Annotated in this window: 16 protein-coding genes and 2 pseudogenes; 10 read left to right on the top strand and 8 right to left on the bottom strand. The window is 69.9% G+C overall.

Going from position 1 to position 21,664, the window contains the following annotated elements:
• Positions 1–6: 6 nt before the first annotated feature.
• The gene (locus tag ABZ441_RS04140; RefSeq protein WP_358968068.1) at positions 7–1,449 is read right to left on the bottom strand and encodes an amidase; all 1,443 of its coding nucleotides are present in this window, start codon (positions 1,447–1,449) and stop codon (positions 7–9) included.
• A 90-nt stretch (positions 1,450–1,539) separates the two neighbouring features.
• On the opposite strand from ABZ441_RS04140, the gene ABZ441_RS04135 reads away from it, so the two are divergent.
• Both ABZ441_RS04135 and ABZ441_RS04130 read left to right on the top strand, forming a co-directional pair.
• A complete protein-coding gene (locus ABZ441_RS04135; RefSeq protein WP_358968066.1) occupies positions 1,540–2,175 on the top strand; it encodes a TetR family transcriptional regulator C-terminal domain-containing protein in 636 nt (211 codons plus the stop codon).
• 293 nt (positions 2,176–2,468) lie between these two features.
• A pseudogene (locus ABZ441_RS04130) lies at positions 2,469–2,948 on the top strand (DUF4158 domain-containing protein); the annotation flags it as partial.
• Positions 2,949–3,437: 489 nt separating this feature from the next.
• Here ABZ441_RS04130 and ABZ441_RS04125 read toward each other — a convergent pair.
• Both ABZ441_RS04125 and ABZ441_RS04120 read right to left on the bottom strand, forming a co-directional pair.
• Positions 3,438–3,797: pseudogene (locus ABZ441_RS04125) on the bottom strand (recombinase family protein); the annotation flags it as partial.
• A gap of 482 nt (positions 3,798–4,279) precedes the next feature.
• A complete protein-coding gene (locus ABZ441_RS04120) occupies positions 4,280–5,182 on the bottom strand; it encodes an RNA polymerase sigma-70 factor (protein WP_358968063.1) in 903 nt (300 codons plus the stop codon).
• A 181-nt stretch (positions 5,183–5,363) separates the two neighbouring features.
• On the opposite strand from ABZ441_RS04120, the gene ABZ441_RS04115 reads away from it, so the two are divergent.
• Positions 5,364–5,849, top strand: a complete 486-nt coding sequence (locus ABZ441_RS04115) for a carboxymuconolactone decarboxylase family protein (protein WP_358968060.1) — start codon at positions 5,364–5,366, stop codon at positions 5,847–5,849.
• A gap of 111 nt (positions 5,850–5,960) precedes the next feature.
• Positions 5,961–6,835, top strand: a protein-coding gene (locus ABZ441_RS04110; protein WP_358968057.1) for an IS5 family transposase whose coding sequence is annotated in 2 segments (ribosomal slippage) — positions 5,961–6,351 and positions 6,351–6,835 — 876 coding nt in all. Because the reading frame shifts where the segments join, the coding sequence is not laid out codon by codon here.
• A gap of 21 nt (positions 6,836–6,856) precedes the next feature.
• Here ABZ441_RS04110 and ABZ441_RS04105 read toward each other — a convergent pair.
• The gene (locus tag ABZ441_RS04105) at positions 6,857–7,822 is read right to left on the bottom strand and encodes an NAD(P)-dependent alcohol dehydrogenase (RefSeq protein WP_358968056.1); all 966 of its coding nucleotides are present in this window, start codon (positions 7,820–7,822) and stop codon (positions 6,857–6,859) included.
• Between the two features lie 108 nt (positions 7,823–7,930).
• Between ABZ441_RS04105 and ABZ441_RS04100 the strand changes: the two genes are divergently transcribed.
• Positions 7,931–8,611, top strand: a complete 681-nt coding sequence (locus ABZ441_RS04100) for a helix-turn-helix domain-containing protein (RefSeq protein WP_358968053.1) — start codon at positions 7,931–7,933, stop codon at positions 8,609–8,611.
• 248 nt (positions 8,612–8,859) lie between these two features.
• On the top strand, positions 8,860–9,192 hold the full coding sequence (locus ABZ441_RS04095) for a hypothetical protein (RefSeq protein WP_358968051.1): 333 nt from the start codon (positions 8,860–8,862) through the stop codon (positions 9,190–9,192).
• On the opposite strand, the gene ABZ441_RS04090 is transcribed toward ABZ441_RS04095, so the two are convergent.
• Positions 9,193–9,390: a hypothetical protein gene (locus ABZ441_RS04090; protein ID WP_358968049.1), complete on the bottom strand. Its 198-nt coding sequence runs from the start codon at positions 9,388–9,390 to the stop codon at positions 9,193–9,195.
• A 44-nt stretch (positions 9,391–9,434) separates the two neighbouring features.
• Positions 9,435–9,644 carry a hypothetical protein gene (locus ABZ441_RS04085; RefSeq protein ID WP_358968046.1) on the bottom strand — a complete coding sequence of 70 codons (210 nt, stop codon included), beginning with the start codon at positions 9,642–9,644 and terminating at the stop codon, positions 9,435–9,437.
• A 452-nt stretch (positions 9,645–10,096) separates the two neighbouring features.
• Here ABZ441_RS04085 and ABZ441_RS04080 point away from each other — a divergent pair, with 452 nt between their 5' ends.
• The 3 genes from ABZ441_RS04080 to ABZ441_RS04070 all read left to right on the top strand — a co-directional run bounded on the left by ABZ441_RS04080 (position 10,097) and on the right by ABZ441_RS04070 (position 17,136).
• The gene (locus ABZ441_RS04080) at positions 10,097–12,532 is read left to right on the top strand and encodes a GH92 family glycosyl hydrolase (RefSeq protein ID WP_358968044.1); all 2,436 of its coding nucleotides are present in this window, start codon (positions 10,097–10,099) and stop codon (positions 12,530–12,532) included.
• Between the two features lie 172 nt (positions 12,533–12,704).
• Positions 12,705–16,031, top strand: a complete 3,327-nt coding sequence (locus ABZ441_RS04075; protein WP_358968041.1) for a LamG-like jellyroll fold domain-containing protein — start codon at positions 12,705–12,707, stop codon at positions 16,029–16,031.
• A 130-nt stretch (positions 16,032–16,161) separates the two neighbouring features.
• Positions 16,162–17,136: a phosphotransferase gene (locus tag ABZ441_RS04070; protein ID WP_358968039.1), complete on the top strand. Its 975-nt coding sequence runs from the start codon at positions 16,162–16,164 to the stop codon at positions 17,134–17,136.
• 25 nt (positions 17,137–17,161) lie between these two features.
• Here ABZ441_RS04070 and ABZ441_RS04065 read toward each other — a convergent pair whose 3' ends face one another.
• Positions 17,162–18,181 (bottom strand): LacI family DNA-binding transcriptional regulator, encoded by a 1,020-nt coding sequence (locus ABZ441_RS04065; protein WP_358968036.1) that lies wholly within the window; start codon positions 18,179–18,181, stop codon positions 17,162–17,164.
• Positions 18,182–18,395: 214 nt separating this feature from the next.
• Between ABZ441_RS04065 and ABZ441_RS04060 the strand changes: the two genes are divergently transcribed.
• Positions 18,396–19,223, top strand: coding sequence for a phytanoyl-CoA dioxygenase family protein (locus ABZ441_RS04060; RefSeq protein WP_358968033.1), 828 nt, complete (start codon positions 18,396–18,398; stop codon positions 19,221–19,223).
• A 58-nt stretch (positions 19,224–19,281) separates the two neighbouring features.
• Here the strand turns inward: ABZ441_RS04060 and ABZ441_RS04055 are convergent, their stop codons facing one another.
• Positions 19,282–21,633, bottom strand: coding sequence for an AbfB domain-containing protein (locus tag ABZ441_RS04055; protein WP_358968030.1), 2,352 nt, complete (start codon positions 21,631–21,633; stop codon positions 19,282–19,284).
• Between the last annotated feature and the right edge of the window lie 31 nt (positions 21,634–21,664).

Here is a 21,664-nt window from a genome sequence, read left to right as displayed (position 1 = left end):
CACCGCCTACCGCGCGGCAGCCGGGACTTCCGGGCGAGGGTTGATCGGCGCGAGCACGCCGAGGCGGTCCTCGATCTCCTGGGCGGCTGCCAGGCACAGGTCTTCCCGGAACGCACGCCCGATGATCTGTACGCCGGACGGCAGTCCGTCTCTGACTCCGGTCGGTACGGCGACCGCGGGCACGCCCACAAAGCTGGTCACCGTGCACAGGCGCATGCCCTCGGTGACCCGTTCCCGTCCCGCTTCGTCGCGTGACTCCAGTCCCGGCTCGACGGGCGGCTCGGTGAACACCGGTCCGAGCAGCAGCGGGAACTCGTCCAGGAACTCCGCCCAGGAGCGGCGGATGCCGAGCCACGTCCCCATCAGCCTCGTGAGCTCTGCGGCGTTCGCAGGCGGAGTCTTCTCCATGGCCATCTGGATGTAGCGGTCTCCGCCTTCGCCGAGCAGTTTCCGCACCACCGGCCAGGTCGGCGCGAATTCGGTCACGGTGATCCGGCCGTACGCCTCCAGGGCCTCATCCAACCGCGGAACATCCGCCATCTCCCGCACGTCGTACCCGGCGTCGCGCAACGCGTCGGCCGCGGCCGTGACAGCCGCGCGGACCGTGGGATGAACGCCGTGGCTGCCGGGGTCGGCCACGACCGCGACCTTGACCGGCCCCGGCAGCGGCTTGCCGTAGAGGGGCACCGGCACGGCCCGCGGGTCCTGCGGGTCGGTCCCGGCCAGCGCCTCGTATGCCAGCCGCAGATCGGCGACCGTACGGGCCAGAGGGCCATCGGTGACCAGCATCTGTGATGCTGGCCCCGGGTCGTCCGGGCCGAGGATGCGGTGGTCGGCGGGGAACCGCCCGGTGGTCGGCTTCAGCCCGGCCACGCCGCAGAACGAGGCTGGGATCCGTACTGATCCGCCGGAATCGTTGCCGAGTCCGAGCGCGGCCATGCCGGTGGCTACGGCCACTCCGTCACCGCCACTGCTGCCACCCGGGGTCCGGCTCCGGTTCCACGGGTTGACGGTGTCGCCGAACAACTCGCTGCGGGTGTGCATCCCGGCCAGGACCAGGGTGGGCATGTTGCTGTGGCCGATCGGTATGGCTCCCGCCGCGCGGAGCCGGGCCACAGGGGGCGCGTCGGCCAGAGCCACCAAGTCGCGGAAGCGCGCCGTTCCGAGTGTGGTCGGCACGCCTTCGACAGCGGTTGACTCCTTCACCGTGAACGGCACGCCGGCCAGCGGCCCGAGTTCTTCGCCCGCTGCCCGCCGCTGGTCCGTGCGTGCCGCGGCCTCGCGGGCTCGCTCGGCCAACAGCTGTGTGACCGCGTTGACCTGTGGATTGACCTCGGCGATGCGTTCCAGGTGGCTGTCGACCAGTTCGACCGCCGATATCTCTCCGCCTCGGACCGCCTCCGCCTGGGCGGCGGCCGTCATCGCCCACAGGGCGTTCTGCCTGATCATCGCGCTTCCCATCCACATGCCGAAGTGCTTGTGTCCGAACCCTAGCCCGGAAGCGATACGATCGTATCGGAATAAGGAGGCTGACCGAGCATGCCCAAGCAGGTGGACTACGAAAGCCGACGCCGCCGGATCGCCGAGGCCGTCTGCCTCCTCGCCGACGAACACGGACCGGAGGGAGTGAGCATGCGCGACGTCGCCGCCCGCGCGCAGGTCTCCCTGGGCGCCGTTCAGCGCTGCTTCCGCAGCAAGGAGGAGATGCTCCTGTTCGCCGTCGACCACGTCGGCGACCGCATCACCGAACGCGTGAGGGCACGCCTGGCCGCAAGCCCGGCCCAGTCGGCCGCCACCGCCCTGGGCCACGCGACCAACGAGATCGCCTTGCTCCGCGAAGAACACCGCGCCGAAGCACGGATCTGGCTCGCATTCGTCGCCCAGGCCACCGTCAACGAGCCACTCGCCGGCCCGCTGAGAAGCAGCTACGCGGCCCTCCAGAACCTCCTCGCCCGCCTCATCGCGGAGGCCACTGAGAACGGCCCGGCCGACGAAGGCACTGCACCGCCCAACCCGCAGGTCGAGGCTCGCACCCTGCTCGCCCTCACCGACGGCCTCACCACCCATGTGCTCATAGGCCACTTGACCGCAGAGGAAGCCGAGGAAGTCCTCCATGCGCATCTGGTCGGCCTCTGGGAACGCCTCTGCACCGCCCGCCCCCGACAGGTCGTCTGACACTCAGGGCGCTTATCGCCTCGCGCGTGCCGTGTCAGCTGCACCGAATTATCAGGGTCGGGGAGCTGCCACGGGCACCAGGTCGAGCCGCTTGTCCGAGCCGGAACGTCCCGTACGGGTTGACGTTCGACCAGAACAGCACGGTCAGGCCGCGCCGGTTTTCGTCTGCACCGGCGACGTGGACGCCGTCCCTGCGGCAAAGCCGGTAGCTGTACCAGGTCACCCCGTCCCTCCCGGGCGCTTCGCCGATACCCGCGCCCGCCGTACGCCAGCGCCCCTACCGTCCAGCCCGAATGCTGATCACGGGGCGTGAGGAAGGGCTGTCAGTGGGGCGGGATCTGGGTCTGGACGGGGTGGTGGACCACTTCACTCTGTCCGGCGACGAGGCGGGCTGGTTACGGAACAAGACCGGGGCCACGAGGCTCGGCTTCGCCGTTCAGCTCAAGTTTTTGACCTGGCGCGGCAGGTTTCCCAAGATGCGTCTGGAGCTGCCGCCCGATGCGGTCGAGCATGTCGCCAAGCAGGTGGGCGTCGCCGCGTCCGAGCTGGGGTTCTATGACTTCACCTCCCGCGCCGCGAAGCGGCACCGCAGCGAGCTGCGGGATCTGACCGGGTGGCACGAGTGCAGCCTGACCGACCAGGTCAAGCTCATCTCGCAGCTGGTGGACGTGATCTGGCACGACGAGCGCCGCGAGGAACAGGTACGCGCCGAACTGCTGCGGCAGATGCGAGTGGACCTGGTCGAGCCGCCGACCGCTGCCCAGGTCGACGCGATCATCCGGTCCGCGCTGCACCAGGCCGACGAGCGGGCCGTTGCCGAGGTCGCCACACGCCTCGCCCGGAAAGAGGACTGTCCCCGCCGGCTATACGCGTTGGTCTTCACCGATCCGACCGGGGACAGCGAGCAGGATACCGATACCGGTGCCGAGACCGTGGACAACGAGGGCGAGGGTGAGCAGGACGAAGACGATATGGAGTCGGTGCTCTCCGACATCAAGTCCCATCCGGGCAACGTCAGCCTCAACTCGCTCCTGGACGAGGTCAAGAAGCTCAAGCAGGTCGGCGCCGTAGGCGTCCCGGCCAGCGTGTTCACCGGCATCGGCGTGCAGGTCATCAACGCCTGGCGGGCGAGAGCGTCGGCCGCCTCCCCGAGCCACCTGCGGCGTTTCGACGATCCCGTACGGCACGTCCTGCTCACAGCGCTGCTCTACCAGCGGCAGCGGGAGATCACCGACACCCTGGTGGAGTTACTGAACTCCACCGACGGTGGACAGCAGCTCGCCGGTGCGAGGGTGGCGGGCGGTGAGGTCCATCGCGGAGAACGCGCCGTCGTGGATACGCAGGGCGAGGCGGCCCTGGTGCAGGACATCGAGCACGTCGAGGATATGCCCGGTGCCGCGCACTAGGCGGAACATCTCGGAGATGTGCACGATGTCGCCCGGCCGCGCGTATGCCAGCAGCTCGCCATACTTCGGCCGCTGGAGGGGGTGGAGGCGACTGGAAGTGCCCGGGTCCTCCTCGAAGACGACCGGTTCCTCGATCCCGGCCTCCTCCAGAACGAGGTTCTGCCGGGCCGTCGACTGCCGGTCGGTCGAGCCGCGCTTGTAGACCAGGTTCGCCACTCGGGGGCCCCTTCCGTACGAAGGATCGGACCCTATCTGTCGTCAAACCCTGTCAGCAATCGCCATCGGATCTGATTGGTTTCGCGCCGCCCCGGACCCCCTGATTGCACGGGTTCATTGGACGCCCCGGTCCTCTGTCGGCAAACGATCGTTTGCCGACAGGTAAGGCTGGCCCGGAGGCCATCACTTCCTGGGCGGCTGGTAGTTATAGGACCTCATCAACGGGATACGGTTTCCGGACGCAGGCGGGTGTGCCGTGGCGGGACGTGCCCAAGCGGTACGGTCCGTGGCCCGGCTGTACGACCTGTTCCGTCACTGGCAGCGGGATGGCATGTGGAAGCGGATCCTGACCGCGCTGCAGGCCGACGCGGACGGGCTGATGCTGTTCCCATGCGCGTACCAACGGACCGCACCGGACCTCCGATTCCGCGGTGACACGCCCGTTGCCCGTTGCGGCGCCGGCCCAGGGGGCGGTCCCGGCGTCAGCGGCCCATCGCCGTCTCGCGGTTCATGCGTGACAGCTTCTCTGGATTGCGGACGGCGTAGAGGCCGGTGATGAGGCCAGCGTCCAGGCGGAGGGCCACGATCGTGTCGATCCGGCCGTCGCGGCGGATGATCAGGGCCGGGTGGCCGTTCACCAGGGCCGGTTGCAGCAGGGCGCCGCTGAGCCTGGCCAGGACCTCGGTCACGTCGGCCACGCCCACCACCGGTTCCACGGCGGCCCGGACGACTCCGCCGCCGTCCGTCAGGAGGACGACGTCTGGGGCGATCATGTTGAGGAGCCGGGTCAAGTCACCTGTTTCCACCGCTTGCTGGAAGGCCACGAGCGCGTCGCGGATCTGGGACGGGGAGACCGTCTCGCAAGGGCGGCGCGCGGTGACGTGGGTGCGGGCGCGGTGCGCGATCTGGCGGACGGCGGGCGGGGTCTTGTCGACGGCCTGCGCGATCTCGTCATAGTCCAGGTCGAAGACGTCCCGCAGCACGAACACGGCACGCTCGGTCGGCGTGAGGGTCTCCAGCACGAGGAGCATCGCCATGGAGACGCTGTCCGCGAGCTCGACGTCCTCGGCCACGTCGGGCGCGATAAGCAGCGGCTCGGGAAGCCACGGGCCGACGTAGGACTCCTTGCGGCGGCGGAGTGTGCGAAGGCGGGTCAGGGACTGGCGGGTGGTGATGCGGACCAGGAAGGCGCGTGGGTCGCGGATTGCGGTGTGCTCGACGCCCGACCAGCGCAGCCACGTCTCCTGGAGGACGTCCTCCGCGTCGGCCGCCGAGCCCAGCATCTCGTAGGCCACCGTGAACAGCAGATTGCGGTGGGCGACGAAGGTATCCGTGGCCGTGGTCGTGGCCGCCCCCGCATCGGTACCGGCATCCCGGTCCGCCATCGTCAGCTCCCGACTTCTGTCGCGCTACGTGTGGTGCGTGTCGTACACAGGACGCCGCTAACCCCAGTTCTGTGACAGCCGCGCCCTGTGGCCCACATCACATCCGCCCCGTGTCACAGGAGCGCGGCCCCCGGCGCCTCATGGGCATCAGCCACACGATTCCGCGAGTGAGGAAGCCCCGATGGAAACCCGTATGAACCTGTTCGACACCGAGCTCGGCACGAAGGTCGGGAAGCGGATCTACGCCGTCAGCCAGGTCATCCAGCAGTCGCCGCTGCCCAAATCCACCCAGGAGTTGGTGCAGCTGCGAGCCAGCCAGATCAACGGGTGCGGCTTCTGCGTCGACATCCACAGCAAGGACGCCGCCGCGGCCGGCGAGGACGCGGCCCGGCTCAGCCTCGTCGCCACCTGGCGGCACTCCACCGTGTTCACCGACGCCGAGCGGGCCGCGCTGGCCCTCACCGAGGAGGGCACCCGCATCATCGACGGACATGTAGGGGTCACTGACGAGACCTGGGCCCAGGTGCGCAAGCACTACGACGAGGAGCAGGCTATCGCTCTCGTCTCCCTCGTCGCCATGATCAACGCGACCAACCGGCTCGGCGTCATCCTCAACAACCAGGGTGGATCCTACGTGCCCGGCAACCTGACCACCGTCGCCGGTTGACGCACCGAGACCGGCCCCGATCGAAGGATTGGGGCCGGTCTCGGTCGTGCGGGAGGGGTCGGGAACTAGGGTCTGTTGCGAAAGTGGATCTTGAATTGCGATGATCATGGTGTGGCGCGAGGGGATCTGACAGACCAGCAGTGGGCTCAGCTGGAGCCGTTGCTGCCGATGGGGAAGAAGGCGGGCAGGCCGCGGACGTGGACGCGTCGGCAGCTGATCGACGGGATACGGTGGCGCACCCGAGCGGGTACCCCATGGCGGGACGTCCCCGAGCGATACGGTCCGTGGGACCGTGTCTACGACCTGTTCCGCCGGTGGCAGCGCGACGGCACCTGGAAGCGGATCCTGGAGCAACTGCAGGTCCGGGCTGACGCGCAGGGGCTGATCACCTGGGATGTGAGCGTGGATTCGACTGTCTGCCGTGCCCATCAGCACGCTGCCGGCGCGCCTAAAAAGGGGATCTGCAGCGCGAGCCGCCCGGCGGGATCGACGGCGAGCCGGACGACCATGGCCTCGGATGCTCCCGAGGTGGCCTGACCACGAAGATCCACCTCGCGACCGAGCAGGGGCAGAAGCCGCTGTCGCTGCTGATCACTGCCGGGCACCGGCACGACAGTCCGCAGTTCCAGCCTGTCCTCGAACGCATCCGCGTCCCCCGCACCGGTCCCGGACGACCGCGCACCAAACCGTCCAGAGTTCGTGCCGACAAAGCCTACGGCTCTCGCGCGAACCGCTCCTACCTGCGCAAACGCCGGATCGCATGCACCATCCCGGAGAAGGCCGACCAGGTCCGCAACCGCAAGAAGCTCGGCTCCCGAGGCGGACGGTCACCGGCCTTCGACAAGGAGGACTACAAGGAACGCCACGCGGTGGAGTGCGGGATCAACCGACTGAAACGGCACCGAGCGGTGGCCACGAGATACGACAAGTTGGCCGTGCGCTACGAGGCGACAGTGCTGGTCGCAGCCATCAACGAGTGGCTTTGACCAGCACTTTCGCAACAAACCCTAGTCGACCCTGACCACGTACTTGCCCTGCACCCCTCCCGCCTCCAGCGCCCGGTGTGCGGCCGCTGTCTCTTCCAGCGGGAAGACCGTGTCCACCGCCGGCCGCAGCTTCCCCTCTGTCACCTGGCGGGCGAGGTCGTCGAAGAGCGCACGTTCGGGGTTGCCGCTGAAGAAGCGCACCCGGCCGCGTCCGTGGACGGCGCTGGCCGCGATGTAGCCCAGCGAGGCGGCGGGCCGCGTCAGGTCGAAGGCGATGGTGACCATGCGTCCGCCCGGCTTCAGCATCCGCCGTACGGTACGCAGGTCGGTGCCCGCCGTGTCGAGGACCACGTCGAACAGCCCCAGTTCCGCAGGGGACACGGTCCGGTGGTCGACGGCGTGGTGGGCACCGAGCGTACGGACGAAGTCGAGGTTGGCAGCGCGGGCCAGGGCCGTGACCTCGGCACCGTACGCCTGTCCCAGCTGGACGGCGGCGTTGCCGACGCCGCCCGCCGCGCCCCGTACAAGCAGCCGTTCGCCGGGGCGCAGTGCGGCCTTGTCGCGGAGGGCCGTGACGGCCGTGGTGGCCACCGGCAGCGCGGCAGCGGCTACGAGGTCCAGTCCGTCCGGGACCCGGCCGAGCCGCTCGGGCCGTACCGTCACGTACTCGGCGGCGCTGCCGAATCCGGAGCTGCGGCCCAGGACGCCCCACACCTGGTCGCCGACCGCTACGCCGGTCGCGCCGGTGCCGAGTGCGGCGATCTCGCCAGTGAAGTCCAGCCCGATGCGCTGCGGGAACTTCCGGCCGGTGATGAGGCGGGCCCGACCGGAACGGGCCGCCAGTTCGCCGCCGTTCACGCTGAACGCGCGCACGCGCACGAGGATCTCGCCGGGTGCCGGTCCGGGACGTGGCACCCGGCCCACATACAGCACCTCGGGGCCGCCGAAGCGGTCGAACAGTACGGCTTTCATCGTGCGGTCGTCCATCGTTGCGTTCTCACCTTCGCCACCAGTGGCCGTGCGGGGGATCGTGGCGCCGAGCGTAGGCTGGCAAGCGGACGAGATCGTCCATTTGACCGGAGGTGAGAGACAGCGGTGGGGGAATCCTCTCGGATCGCGAGGCAGGACAGTCTGCGGGCGGACGCCCGGCGCAACCGGCGGCGCATCCTTTCGGCTGCCCGCGTGGTCTTCGCCGAGCACGGCATCGACGCGCCCATGGCGACCGTGGCCCGGCGGGCGGGGGTCGGCGTGGCGACGCTGTACCGGCGTTTCCCGACGCGGGACGCACTGGTGCGGGCCGCGTTCGCGCACCAGATGGACACCTGCGCTCGGGCGCTCACCGAGGCGCTGGCCGACCCCGATCCGTGGCAGGGCTTCCAGCGACTGGTCGAGACGGTCTGCGAACTACAACGGGAGGAACGGGGCTTCCCGGCCGCGTTCGTCGCGGCCTTTCCGGACAGCACGCGAGAACACGCGCGGGTACGGGAACAGGCCGAGCGGGACTTCATGACCCTGGTCCGCAGGGCTCAGGCGGCGGGCGTGCTGCGGGCCGACTTCCACCCCTCCGACTTTGCCGTGGCCCTGTTGTCCCACTGCGGTCTGGTCACCGCATTGCCGGATGACCGTGCCGCGTCCCGGCGTCTGGTGGCGTACTTGCTCCAGTCGTTCCGCGCCGAGACGGCCCACGGAGCGCTGCCAGCGCCGAGCGCACTGTCGCTGCGCAGTCTTCCGCTCGCGGCCCACGGCTCCCAGGGACAGCGGTCCTCCGGAGCCTGATACGAAGCGGTGCCTGCCGCGTGGCCGCCCTTCGGGTGACCGCGCCACTTTCGCAACAGGCCCTACCACACCGGCCGCTTCACCAAAGTGCCGAAGCTGGCGAAAGAGCTGCGGGTGCCGACTCCGGCCAACCGAGGGCCGGGGCAGCCCTGGCGGCCCGGCAAGGCGGTGCCCGCGGCCGTCGATCCCAGTCTGCCGAGCGCGGCCCCACCGGCCCCGGCAAGCTGCTGTTCGGCTTCTTCGCCGCGATGGCGGAGACGGAGCGGGAGAACCTCCGCGAATCAACCTTGGAAGGGCTGGAGACCGCGGCCCGCAAGGGCAAGTACGGCGGCCGGCCCCCGGTCATCACCGACGACATGCTGCACACCGTGCTGCGGCGCAAGGCGCTCGGCGAGTCCGTCGAGCAGATCCAGCCCGACCTGATCATCCCCACCGGCAAGCGCAAGGGACAGAACCCCTCGGTCGCGAGTATCTACCGGGCGCTCGCCGAGCACGAGAAGACCCAGGTGTATCCGGAGGCACTCCAGACGGCACACGCCGACTTCGCCGTCCTTCAGCAGTGTGACCGCAGCCCCGTGTAGTCACTCAGCGCTACACGCCACCTGGCCGTAGCTATACGAGAACAGGGCCTCGTAGGCAACGCTGCCCTGCAGCCAAGGCGAATAACCGGCGACGAGAGCGGCAACCGTCATGCCCCACCCCTCGCTCACGTCCCAGCCGATACGGTCCCCGACGTCGCGGCTCTTGTGCGCGGCTACGGTCATATTCACGCCGGTCATCCAACTGTAGAAGTCGACTCACTCGTGCGACATGCCGTCTTTTGCTACGCCGCCGCGTACTGATGCGCCCGCCCGCCCCGCCACTCCACCCACTCGGGTTGGTCGAGCAGTTGCTCGGCGTCCGGGAGCCCGGCCCGCCGAAGGAACTCGACGACGTCGTGATCGTCGTGGGCAAGTCCGGCGATCTGCCCGCGGATGGTGACCCGTCGGCCGCCGGTGGGGGAGGGGCGATGGATGACGATTGGCGCGCTCATCTGTCCAGCGTGCGGTTCCTGGCCAGTCACAGCACGCCGAGCGCGGTGTCCGGACGGCGATGGACGCAGGCCGCACACCTTCACCGGGTGCGGCCCGGGCCTGCTCGCGGGTGATGGGGCGCGTGTACGACCGACCGCCGCATCCGCAGCCATGTGCCCGTCACCCAATCGCGGCCGGTGAGGCGGCGGATGCCGTGCTGCGGCTCGGTGTGTCACCAGGCAACTGTCGTGCTGTCGGGGCCACTGGCCTGGCGAATCCCTGCGGCGCACGTCGTGCTCGGGCCCTCGGGCCGGTACACCCGTTCACGACTCGTTCACCGGCCGGATCCGTCCGTGGCATTCCCTCGCAGCCCGTGGGGATCTACGCTCGGCCGCACCGATCAACGCTGTCCGCCACGTGGTCCGAGCGAAGTTGACAACGTTGTCCATTCCTGTCGGAGGTATCCGAGAACATGCCCTCCAGACCGTCCGCGGCCCGGCGCCTCGCCGCGCGCTCCGCCGCGATCGTCCTCACCGGCGCGCTCGCCGGCGCCGTCATGCCGCCGGCCGCCCAGGCCGAGGCGCTCGTCACGCGTCCCACCGCCCATGTGGACCCCATGATCGGCACAGCGAACGGTGGCAACACCTATCCCGGAGCGGTCCGCCCGTACGGCATGATCGCCTGGTCGCCGACGAGCACCACGGGCGACCAGACGAGCACCGGGGCGGCCAACGGTTACGAGTACGGGGTCACCCGCATGCGCGGCCTGAGCCTCACCCACGTCAACGGTGCCGGATGCAACCCGGGCGCCGCGGGTGATGTACCGGTCATGCCGTTCGTCGGCGATGTCACCTCCTCGCCGTCCGCCGATACGAAGGACGCCGTCTACGCGTCCGGCTTCTCCCACGACAACGAGCGTGCCGTGCCGGGCCGCTACACCGTCGGACTGGACTCCGGCGCCACCGCCGACCTCGCGGTGAGCGAGCGTGCGGGCGTGGCCGACTTCAGCTTCCCGGCGGGCAAGCCCGCCAACCTGCTCTTCCGGGTGTCCAACTCCCTCAACGGCAGCGAGGACGCCGAGGTCGAGATCGACACCGCGCACCGAAAGGTGACCGGCTCCGTGCTCACCGGTGCGTTCTGCGGCCGGCGTGCCAACGGCGGGACCAACAACCGCAAGAGTTACTACCGGCTCTACTTCAGCGCGTCCTTCGACCGAGCCTTCTCCTCGACCGGCACGTGGAAGGACGGCACCCTCTCTCCGGGCGCGACGAGCGCGAGCGGCGGCGAGGGATACGCCACCGGAGCCGACCGCGCGGGACGGGGTTCCGGCGGCTGGGTCGGCTTCGACACCACGGCCGACGACGACGTCCGTATGCGGATCGGGATCTCCTACGTCAGCCAGGCCGGCGCCGAGGCCAACCTCCGCGAGGAGATCACCCCGAGGGCGAGCGTCGACGACGTCGCCCGGGCGGGGTCCGCCGCCTGGGACCGGGAGCTCTCCTCCGTGCGCACCGGTGGCGGCAGCGACGCGCAGCGCACCTCCTTCTACACCGCGCTGTACCACTCGCTGATGCAGCCGAACCTGATCAGCGACACCGACGGCCGCTACCCCGGCACGGACGGGAAGCCGCACCGCGTAACGCGCGGACAGAAGGCCCAGTACAGCAACTTCTCAGGCTGGGACCAGTACCGCGCCCAGATCCAGCTCCTGGCCCTCCTCAAACCGAGGATCGCCGGGGACTTCGCCCAGTCGCTCTACAACTTCGCCCGGCAGAACGGCGGCGTCTGGGACCGCTGGGTGCACGTCAACGGTGCCACGCACGTGATGACGGGCGATCCCACGGCCGCCACCCTCGCCACGTTCTACGCCATGGGCGTACGCAACTTCGACTACGAGGGCGCCTACGAGTCCCTGGCGCGCCAGGCCACGGTGCCCCACCCCGACGGCCTCTCGGACGCCGGATGCCCCGGCCAGTGCACCGGCCAGCGGCCCAACCTGGCGCAGTACCTGGAGTCCCACTACGCACCCCAGGACGTCTGCCACTGCTGGGGCGGCGCCGCCGAGACCCTGGAGGACGCGGTCGCCGACCACGCGCTGGGCCGATGGGCCCGCCTCCTCGGACGTGACGAGGAGGCCGACGCCTTCGAGGAGCGCGGCCTGTGGTGGCGCAACGTCTTCAACCCCCAAGCCGGTGACGGCGCCGGGACGACGGGATACATCCAGGCACGCAACCTCGACGGCTCGTGGGTGACCCCCTTCAGCCCCGGCAGTGACAAGGGCTTCGCCCAGGGCACCAGCGCCACGTACACCTGGATGGTCCCCCAGGACGTGCAGGGTCTGGCGGAGGCCATGGGCGGACGCGAGACCGCGGCGGAGCGGCTGGACGCCTTCTTCCACAAGGCGGACGGCTCCTGGTCGGTCAGGGGCGGCGACGCGCTGCGCTACGACCCCACCAACGAGCCCGGAATCCACGCCCCTTGGCTCTACAACGCGCTGGGGCAGCCGTGGAAGACCCAGGAGACCGTGCGTGAGATCGTCGACACGGTCTACGGGACCGGCCCGCGCGGCCTGCCCGGCAACGACGACCTCGGCACGATGTCGGCCTGGTACGTCTTCTCGGCCCTGGGCATCTACCCCCAGACGCCCGGCAGCGCCACCATGCTGCTCGGGGCGCCGCTCTTCCCGTCCGCGGTGCTGGACCGGCCGCAGGGCGGAGACATCCGCATCAGCGCCCCGCAGGCCGATGCGACACATCCGTACATCGACGGGTTGCGGGTGGACGGACGGGAGACGGACAGGTCCTGGACGGACGCCCGGCTGGTCACCCGAGGGGGGTCGCTGACCTACCGGCTCGCCGACCGGCCGAACACCTCCTGGGCCACGGGACCTGCGGATCTCCCGCAGTAGCGGAGCAACTGGCCCTGCGTTGAGACCCGGTGGGCGGCGTCATGCCGCCTGCCGGGTCTCGCCTGCCCGAAGCCACGGGCCAGGAGGGGACCAATTTTCTATCGTTGAAAATTCTGCGTGCACGACCGTTGTCAGGTGTTGGGGGCTGTGGCTCAATGTTCGACTATGTGCAGTGCTTCGCGGTTCGGAGCACTCCGGCTTCTTCGACGAGGACGACGCCTTGATACGACAACCAGCCCGCCCGCGTACGATTTTCAGAACGCTCGCCTGTACGGCGGCACTGCTGCTCCCGCTGGGGGCCACCCTGGTCCCGGCCGCTGCCGCGGCCCCCGCTGCGGGCGCCTCCACCGCCTCCGCGGTGACGGCGGAGAACCCCTCCACCGAGGTGCACGGCCTCAAGGGCGAGTACTTCGCGATGTCCGCCCCGGGCGCTCGTGACTTCGCGAAGCTCGGCGCCACCGCGCTCGACCCGGACATCAACTTCCCGGGGCTGACCGGCGCCTTCGAGTCGGCCACCGGAAAGACCGAGCACACCACCGCCCGCTGGACGGGGCAGATCGAGGCTCCGGAGGACGGCGACTACACGTTCTCCGCCATCGGCGACAACGGCTTCCGGCTCTTCATCGACGACAAGGCCGTCATCGACCACTGGGAGCCGGACTGGGACAAGGAGCAGACCAGTGCTCCGGTCACGCTGAAGGCCGGTGAGCAGCACACGTTCCGGCTGGAGATGTTCCAGGACACCGGCGGGGCGAACATGTTCCTGCGCTGGTCGAGCGCGAAGCTCGCCAAGCAGATCGTTCCCGAGTCCGCCTTCACCCCGCCGGCCGACTTCGAGGTCTACCCGGTCGGGCTCAGCGTCGCCGAGAACGGGCTGAAGCTGCAGGCGGCGTTCGACCACGAGGTCGCCGGCGTCGAGGACGTGAAGAACCACCTCGCCGTCGAGGCGGACACCACGCCGATGCCCGTGAAGTCCGTCACCAGGGCTCCCGGCAACCGCAAGGCGCTCGTCGTGACCCTGGGCGCAGCCGTCCAGAAGGGCCAGCAGGTCAAGTTCGTCTACGACGGTGAGGGCGGCCTGAAGAACGGCGGCGAGTCCGTCCCCGAGATCAGCCGCAGGGCGAAGAACCTCTCCACCCACCGGCTGCTGACGCCGTGGGGCGAGAAGGCCGACCACAAGAACCCGCTCCCCGAGTACCCCCGCCCGCAGCAGGTGCGTGACGACTGGAAGAACCTCAACGGACCGTGGGAGTTCGCGGGAGCCACCGCCGGGGAGCAGCCGGTCTTCGGCAAGTCGCTGGACGAGCGCATCACCGTGCCGTACCCCGTCGAGTCGCAGCTCTCCGGACTCGAGCGCCACGAAGACCACATGTTCTACCGCAAGCTCGTCACGGTGCCCAAGAAGTGGTCGGTCGGCAAGCGGAGCAGTGACGACCGGCTGAAGCTCAACTTCGGCGCCGTCGACTACCAGGCACGGGTCTGGGTCAACGGCAAGCAGGTCGCCGAGCACACCGGCGGATACACCGCCTTCAGCGCCGACATCACCGACGCACTCAAGGGCAGCGGCCCTCAGGAGATCGTGGTCGCGGTCACCGACACCACGGGCGCCGACCAGCCCACGGGCAAGCAGTCCGCCAACCCCAGCGGCATCTTCTACACCGCGTCCTCCGGCATCTGGCAGACCGTCTGGATGGAGCCCGTCGCTCCGGCCGCCGTCGACTCCCTGAAGACGACGCCGGACATCGACAAGGGCCGGCTCGCCCTGACGGTCAACTCCGAGGAAGCCTCGAAGTCCGCCCGTGTCACCGCCGTGGCCCGCGACAAGAAGGGCAAGGTCGTCGGCACCGTCACCGGCCCTGCCAACAGCGAGCTGAGCCTGCCGGTCGCCAAGCAGCACCTGTGGACGCCGGACGACCCGTATCTGTACGACCTCGAGGTCACCCTCAAGGACGGCCGCTCCAAGGACACCGTCGACAGCTACTTCGGCATGCGCTCCTTCGGCGTCGCCGAGGTCGGCGGCTACCAGAAGCTGGTGCTCAACGGGAAGCCCTTCTTCTCCCTCGCCCAGCTCGACCAGGGCTTCTACCCCGACGGCCTGAACACCGCGCCCAGTGACGCGGCCCTGGTCTTCGACCTGAAGGCGCAGAAGGACCTCGGCTTCAACTCCGTCCGCAAGCACATCAAGGTGGAGCCCGCCCGCTGGTACTACCACGCCGACCAGCTGGGTCTCCTGGTGTGGCAGGACTTCGTCTCCGGCAACATCACCGGCGAGAAGGGCCAGAAGGCCTTCCTCGACCAGGGTGCCGAGATGATGGAGCAGATGCACAACTACCCCTCGATCGGCGCCTGGATCGTCTTCAACGAGGGCTGGGGCGAGTGGGACCGCACCGAGACCGGCAAGATCACCGAGAAGGTCCAGGCGGCCGACCCCTCGCGTGTCGTCAGCGCCCACAGCGGTGTCAACTGCTGCAACAGCAAGGGTGACTCCGGCAAGGGCGACATCATCGACCACCACGACTACAACAACACCGATCCGGCCTTCCCCGACGAGACGCGGGCGGCGATCGACGGTGAGCACGGCGGCTTCACCCTGCGGATCCCCGGCCGCATGTGGCCCGGTGCCCCCACCGCGATCTACAGCGGTGTCGCCGACAAGGACGCCCTGACCGCCAAGTACGTCGACAACACCCGCAGGTACTACCTCGAGGCGGCCGGCGCCGAACTCTCCGGTTCCATCTACACCCAGGTGACCGACCTGGAGAACGAGCTCAACGGGCTCTGGACGTACGACCGCCGCGAGATCAAGGTCGACGCCGCCAAGGTGCGGAAGATCAACCAGGAGGTCATCGCGGCCGGTGCCGCCGCAGGCGAGCGGGACGAGATCAAGGGGGGCGCTTCCTGGTCCCTCGACGAGAACCAGGGCACCGAGGCCGCCGACAGCGGCCCGAACGCCAAGGACCTCACCCTCTCCGAGGGCACGTCCTGGGCGCCCGGAGTCCAGGGTTCGGCACTGAAGTTCGACGGTGCGGGCCAGTACGCCGAGACGGACGGCCCGGTCGTCGACACCACCGGCGACTACACCGTGTCGGCCTGGGCGTCGCTCGACGCGCTGCCGGGCAACTACGCCACCGTCGTCAGCCAGGACGGCCGACGCCAGGAGAACCCGTTCTACCTCCAGTACGGGCAGGGCGGGTTCGCCTTCTCCACCCCGGGTGCCCACCGGGCCCGGGCGGAGATGAAGCCCGAACTCGGGCAGTGGTACCACCTGGTCGGCGTACGCAGCGGTGACGAGATCAAGCTGTACGTCGACGGCGAGCTGGCCTCCACCGCGGCGGCCGGAAGCGCCGACGTCAGCACCGGCTCGCTGTCCGTCGGCCGCGCCAAGTGGTCCGGGAACGACGTCGACTTCTGGAACGGTTCCGTCGACCAGGTGAAGGTGTACGACAAGGCGCTCACCGATCAGGAGGTGACCGCACTCCACGACGGCGACCAGCCGTAGGGAGCACTCCGCAGGGCCGCTCCCGGCAGTGTGCGCACGCGCCACGCTGCCGGGAGCTCCGCGCTGTCCGGTCACCTCCCCCATCTCCCGCGGACCCGCCCCGGACTGCGGTCGCCGATAGGTTGTGGGCATGGACGAACACGTTGCCTTCGTGGAGCCCGGCGTCGACGACCGGGGCTGGTCCCGCACGCGCATGTGGGCCGAGGAGCAGGTGGGTGACGGCCGGCCCGTGGACGCGGCCGAACGGCTGCGTGGCGGATGGACCTCCGAGATGCGCCGCCTGCGCGTCGGCGGACCGGGCGCTCCACGGTGGTTCGTGCTGCGGTCCTTCGTCGAACCCTTCTTCGTCCGCCACGCGGAGGCCCTCCTCACGCGGGAGGCGGACGTCCTGCGGCTCCTCGCGCGGAGTGATGTGCCGGTGGCCGGGTTCCGGGCCGTGGACGCGACCGCGCGGTACTGCGACCACCCGTCGTTGCTGATGACGCTGCTGCCCGGCACAGTGCGCCTGGGCGAGCAGGACGCGGGACTGCGGACGGAGCTCCTGGCGCGCCAACTCGTCGGCATCCACCGGGTGAGCGTCCCGGCCGACGCCCGGCCGCGTGCCTACGAGCCCTGGACCTCACCGGAGCGTGTGAGCCCGCCCGGAGCGACGGAACGGTTGCACCTGTGGCAGCGTGCCGTCGACGTCATCCGCCGTGATCCGCCGGACCACCGGGCCTGCTTCCTGCACCGCGACTTCCACCCCGGCAACGTGCTCTTCAGCGGACACGGCGCCGACACACGGATCACCGGGGTCGTCGACTGGGTCGAGACGTCCTGGGGGCCGGCGGACCTCGACGTGGCGCACTGCTCCACGGCCCTGGCTCTCCTGCACGGCCCGGAGGAAGCGATGCGGCTCGCCGAGCTGTACGTGGCCGCCGGAGGCGTCCTGAGCAGTGATCCTTCGGCTCATCTGTACTGGCGGGTCCTGGATGCCCTGGCCTTCTCGAACGTCGAGAAGGTCGCCCGGCCCTGGCGCGAGCTGGGACACACCCACCTGACGACGGCCCTGCTCACGAGCCGGCTGGAGGACTACCTCCACGCGCTCCTCCGCCGGTACGGCTGACCCCTCGCGAAACGCGCGCCGGCCCTCACACCGGGGCGACCGCGCCCCCGGTGCTCTCCCGGGCCAGCACACGGTGCGGGACCACGACGCGGCGGCCGGGCAGTGCCTCGAGCCGGCCCAGGACGCGTTCGGTGAGGCACTGCACGGCACGCTCCGCGATCTGCTGGCGGTCCGGGGCGATCGTGGTGAGGGACGGAGTGGCGAAGCGGCCGTCCTCGATGTCGTCGAACCCCATCAGCGCCAGATCCTCCGGCACCCGCACGCCCTGCTCGGTCGCCACGCGCAGTGCGCCGAGGGCGAGTTCGTCGCTGAAGCAGAAGACGGCGTCGACGGATCCGGGCACCACCAGCAGTTCACGCAGAGCCCGTGCCCCCTCCGCCCGGTGCAGATCTTCCACCTCCACCTCGGCCACCGGACTCAGGCCGGCTTCCCGCAGGCCCTGCCGGAAGCCCTCGGCGCGCAGTTCCGCCGTGCCGTGCCCCAGGCCGGACTGCAGGCCGATCACCGCGATACGCCTGCGGCCCGTGGCGACGAGATGACGAGCCGCGTCCCGCGCGGCCCCCACGTTGTCCAGGGCCACGTGGTCGATGGCCCCGTCAGGTTCCAGCTCACCCAGGACGACGAGAGGCAGGCCGCCCGCGAGCGAGGCCAGCTCGGAAGGGGACGTCGACCACGGGCTGACGATCATCCCGTCCACCTGATGTCCCCCGGACCCGTCGAGGAGCCGCCGCTCCAGGTCCGCACGCCCTCCGGTCCGCTCCAGGAGCACCGTCCAACCGCGTTCCTGCGCCGCGTCGATCAGGAGACCCGTCAACGCACCGAAGTAGGGGGAGTGGATCTCGGGCACGACCACCCCGATGAGGCCCGTACGTCCCTGCCGGAGGTTGCGGGCGGCGAGGTTGGGGCGGTATCCCAGCTCCTCCACGGCCGCCATCACCCGGGCGCGTGTGGAGGGGGCGACGGCCGCGGCGTTGCTCACGACGTTGGAGACGGTCCGGACGGACACGCCGGCGAGCGCCGCGACGTCCTTGAGTCTCGCTGCCACGGTCGGTGAGCTCCTGTCCCTCTGAACACGGGCACGTCCGGCGGACCTGACCCTGCGCTGTGCACCGTAACAGCCCTGTCGTACCGCGGGGCGTGCTACCTATTGCCACGTTGCTTGCAACGTTGCAACATAGGTGCGTCGGCAGGGCTGCGGAGGTGGGACACCCACCTGCCGCGCGCCTGCTGCCCCGTCTGTCGATGAAGGGACCACCGCCATGCCCGAGGCCGCCCTCGACCCGCACCCCGACACGGCCGCCCAGGACCTGTACACGGCCGGAATCACCGCGCTCCGGGGCGCCTTCAGCCCGCAGTGGGCGGACGCGATGCGTGAGGACATCGAGAAGGCCTTCGCCGAAGCGCTCGGCCGGGAGGGCGGAGCGGTCGGCAGAGGACCCCACCGGTACTACGTGGAGATACACCCCGAGCAGATGCGGGGCTTCGTGGAGCTCGTGGACCATCCCTGGGTCCGGGGAGTGTGCGAGGCCGTCCTGGGGCCCGACTACCGCATCGTCGAGCTGGGCTTCGACGTCCCTCTCGCGGGTGCGGTGAACCAGCCCTGGCACCGGGACTTCCCCATGCCGGACGCCACCCGGCACCGGCGCCGGCTGACGTCTCTCGCCTTCAACCTCACCGCCGTGGACACGCGCGAGGACATGGGACCGTTCGAGATCGCACCGGGCACCCAGTGGGACGACGACACCCGCTTCGGCCACGCGATGTTCCCGCCGCGCGACACCTATCCGCGCTACGCGGGGCTCGCCGAGCGCAAGTTTCCGCGGCGCGGCGACATCTCGGCCCGCTCCGCCCTGACCGTCCACCGGGGCACGGCCAACGACTCGCCCGACTCCCGGCCGGTCCTGGTGCTGGGTGTCGACGCGCCGGGCGCGGGCAACGACGCGCAGCACGCCATGGAGGTGACCCGTTCGTACTGGGCTTCCCTGCCCGGGCGGGTCCGGGCCCATCTGCTCTGCCCGGTGGTGGAGGAACTGACCCCCATCGTCCAGAAACACACCATCGAGGGGCTGGTCATGGGCGACGCATGACGCCCGCCGAGCCCGGAGCCGGCCGTTACGAGGCCGGCTCCGGGCCCGGGGCGGCACCTCAGGGAGCCCAGGGGCCGTCCACGGCCCACGTGGTGTCCTCGGTGAAGGTGGCCGCGTCGTCCCAGGCATGACCGCCGCCGGGAGTGGCCAGCCACACCTCCGAGTCGATGTGGCGCATGTAGCTGCCGGGCAGATTGGCGCTCGACAGCCGCACCCCGCCCTGACCCGCGACCGCGCACCACGTGGCGTCGGCCTTGAAGAGCGCCGATCCGTCGCTCGCGTCGCGCCTGACACGGAAGTCCCGGTGACGCAGGTACTCACCGGGGTAGTTGCGGGACTCGAACGAATAGCAGTTGCCGTTCGCCAGGCCCGTGACGACCTTCCAGGTGGCGTCGTTCTTCAGCAGCGCGCTGCTGCCACCGTCGACGACCGCCGTGTACGCGAGTTCCTGCGAGTGCCGCAGGTACTTGGTCGTGTGCCCCGGTGTGGTGACCCGGAGCGACTTGTACTGGCCGGTGGGCAGGCTGACGGGCGGGGCGGGTGTCCTGGACGCCTGGATGAGGGCCTGGTTCGCCGCCTTCACCCGTGCGGTGTCCACCTTGACCACCTGGCGGTCGTAGGTGAGCAGCCCGTTCGCCTCGTTCTCGACGTCCGTGATCTCGGTGTAGACGGAGGCCGAGAGCCCGGCCGGCAGTTGGCCGACGCGGATGGCGTCCAGGAGCCCCACGAACCGGTTGTTCAGTGCGCCGAGGCTCGCCTGGTCCTCGTAACTGAAGCCGCCGCCCGGATACCACTCGTGGCCCGGAACCTTGTACCCCAGTCCGCCGAACTCGCCGAGGACGGCGGCCCGTGTCGCGGTGGGGGCGGTGTTGCCGGGGCCGACGTAGACGTGGTTGTCGACCACGTCCCCGTTGCCGCCGTCCACGGAGCCGCAGCAGTTGACCCCGCTCATGTTGTTCACCAGCCGGGACGGGTCGTAGGCCTTCACCTCGTCGGCGATCCTGGCCTGGTCGTACTGGCCCCACCCCTCGTTCTGGTTGACCCACATGACCACCGACGGCGAGCTCCGGTGCTGGTCGATGACCGCGTGGTACTCGGCCTCCCACTGTGTCCTCGCCGCGCCGTCGGGCGTCTTCCCGGTGTCCATCGCGGGCATGTCCTGCCAGACGAGAAGGCCCAGCTTGTCCGCCCAGTAGAACCAGCGCTGCGGTTCGACCTTGATGTGCTTGCGGACCATGTTGAACCCGAGGTCCTTGTGCGCCTGGAGGTCGGACCGGAGAGCGGCGTCGGTGGGCGCCGTGTAGATGCCGTCGGGCCAGTAGCCCTGGTCGAGCGTGCCGGTCTGGAAGACGAACTTCCCGTTCAGGACCGGGCGCAGGATGTTGTCGACCTTCGCGACGGCGATGGACCGCATGCCCGCGTAGCTGCCCACCGTGTCGACCACCGTCGTACCGTCGAGCAGATCGGCGCGCACGTCGTACAGGAACGGGTCGTCCGGACTCCACAGCCGGGGATTCGGTAGGGGTACGGAGACGTCGGTGCCCGGCGCCCCGGTCGCCGTACCCACGACGGTGCCGCCGCTGGAGACGGTCACCCGCGCGGTCCGGCCGCCGGCGGAAGCCGCCTGGACCTTCACCCGCAGCCTGCTGTTGCCGAGGTCGGGCGTCATGTCCAGCCGCGTGACGTGCGAGGCCGCGACGGGTTCCAGCCAGACCGTCTGCCAGATGCCGGAGGCGGCGGTGTAGAAGATCCCTCCGCCCGGGTGCGGGTTCACGTCGTTGATCCGCTGCTTCCCGACGGCCTGGCCGCCGGTCTGCGTCGGGTCGTACACGGAGACGACGACGGTGTTCGTGCCGCCGCCCAGCTGCGGCGTGATGTCGTACGAGAACGCGTCGAATCCGCCCTTGTGGGCGCCGACCTGGGTGCCGTTGACCCAGACGGTGCTCTGCCAGTCGGAGGCCCCGAAGTTGAGCACGACCCGGCGGCCGTTCCAGTTCGACGGCACGGTGAAGGTGCGCTTGTACCAGAGCTTGTCGTTCTGGGTGATCCTGCGCTTGATGCCCGAGAGCGAGGACTCCGCGACGAACGGAACCCTGATCTGCTCGGAGAACGCCGCGGGCTGCCCGGCGTCCCGGCCGGTCACCGCGAAGTCCCAGATGCCGTTGAGGTTCGCCCAGTCGGGGCGGGTCAGCTGGGGGCGCGGGTACTCGGGCAGAGGGTTGTCGACGGACACCTGGTTGGTCCAGGGCGTCGTCATGGGCGCCGGCTTCGGCGTCCAGGCCGCGGGTGCCGCGGCTGCCGGCGCCGTGCTCGCACCCACCAGCGCGGTGGCGAGCAGGGCCAGCAGGCCGGTGCCGGCGGTCAACCGTCTCCATAAGGTGCGACGGCGTGGTGCGGGTGCTGACTTCATTCCCGGATCTCCTCGATGGAGGGAAGGACTC

The organism is Streptomyces sp. NPDC005752 (assembly GCF_040630715.1).
Lineage (GTDB): Bacteria > Actinomycetota > Actinomycetes > Streptomycetales > Streptomycetaceae > Streptomyces.
This window is presented reverse-complemented; position numbering and strand designations above follow the sequence as displayed.

What these genes read in the sequence shown, in the direction of transcription:
- ABZ441_RS04140 (WP_358968068.1), bottom strand. Translation starts at nt 1,449, where the DNA reads ATGATCAGGCAGAACGCCCTGTGGGCGATGACGGCCGCCGCCCAGGCG.
- ABZ441_RS04135 (WP_358968066.1), top strand. Translation starts at nt 1,540, where the DNA reads ATGCCCAAGCAGGTGGACTACGAAAGCCGACGCCGCCGGATCGCCGAG.
- ABZ441_RS04120 (WP_358968063.1), bottom strand. Translation starts at nt 5,182, where the DNA reads ATGGCGGACCGGGATGCCGGTACCGATGCGGGGGCGGCCACGACCACG.
- ABZ441_RS04115 (WP_358968060.1), top strand. Translation starts at nt 5,364, where the DNA reads ATGGAAACCCGTATGAACCTGTTCGACACCGAGCTCGGCACGAAGGTC.
- ABZ441_RS04105 (WP_358968056.1), bottom strand. Translation starts at nt 7,822, where the DNA reads ATGGACGACCGCACGATGAAAGCCGTACTGTTCGACCGCTTCGGCGGC.
- ABZ441_RS04095 (WP_358968051.1), top strand. Translation starts at nt 8,860, where the DNA reads ATGGCGGAGACGGAGCGGGAGAACCTCCGCGAATCAACCTTGGAAGGG.
- ABZ441_RS04090 (WP_358968049.1), bottom strand. Translation starts at nt 9,390, where the DNA reads ATGACCGGCGTGAATATGACCGTAGCCGCGCACAAGAGCCGCGACGTC.
- ABZ441_RS04085 (WP_358968046.1), bottom strand. Translation starts at nt 9,644, where the DNA reads ATGAGCGCGCCAATCGTCATCCATCGCCCCTCCCCCACCGGCGGCCGA.
- ABZ441_RS04080 (WP_358968044.1), top strand. Translation starts at nt 10,097, where the DNA reads ATGCCCTCCAGACCGTCCGCGGCCCGGCGCCTCGCCGCGCGCTCCGCC.
- ABZ441_RS04070 (WP_358968039.1), top strand. Translation starts at nt 16,162, where the DNA reads ATGGACGAACACGTTGCCTTCGTGGAGCCCGGCGTCGACGACCGGGGC.
- ABZ441_RS04060 (WP_358968033.1), top strand. Translation starts at nt 18,396, where the DNA reads ATGCCCGAGGCCGCCCTCGACCCGCACCCCGACACGGCCGCCCAGGAC.
- ABZ441_RS04055 (WP_358968030.1), bottom strand. Translation starts at nt 21,633, where the DNA reads ATGAAGTCAGCACCCGCACCACGCCGTCGCACCTTATGGAGACGGTTG.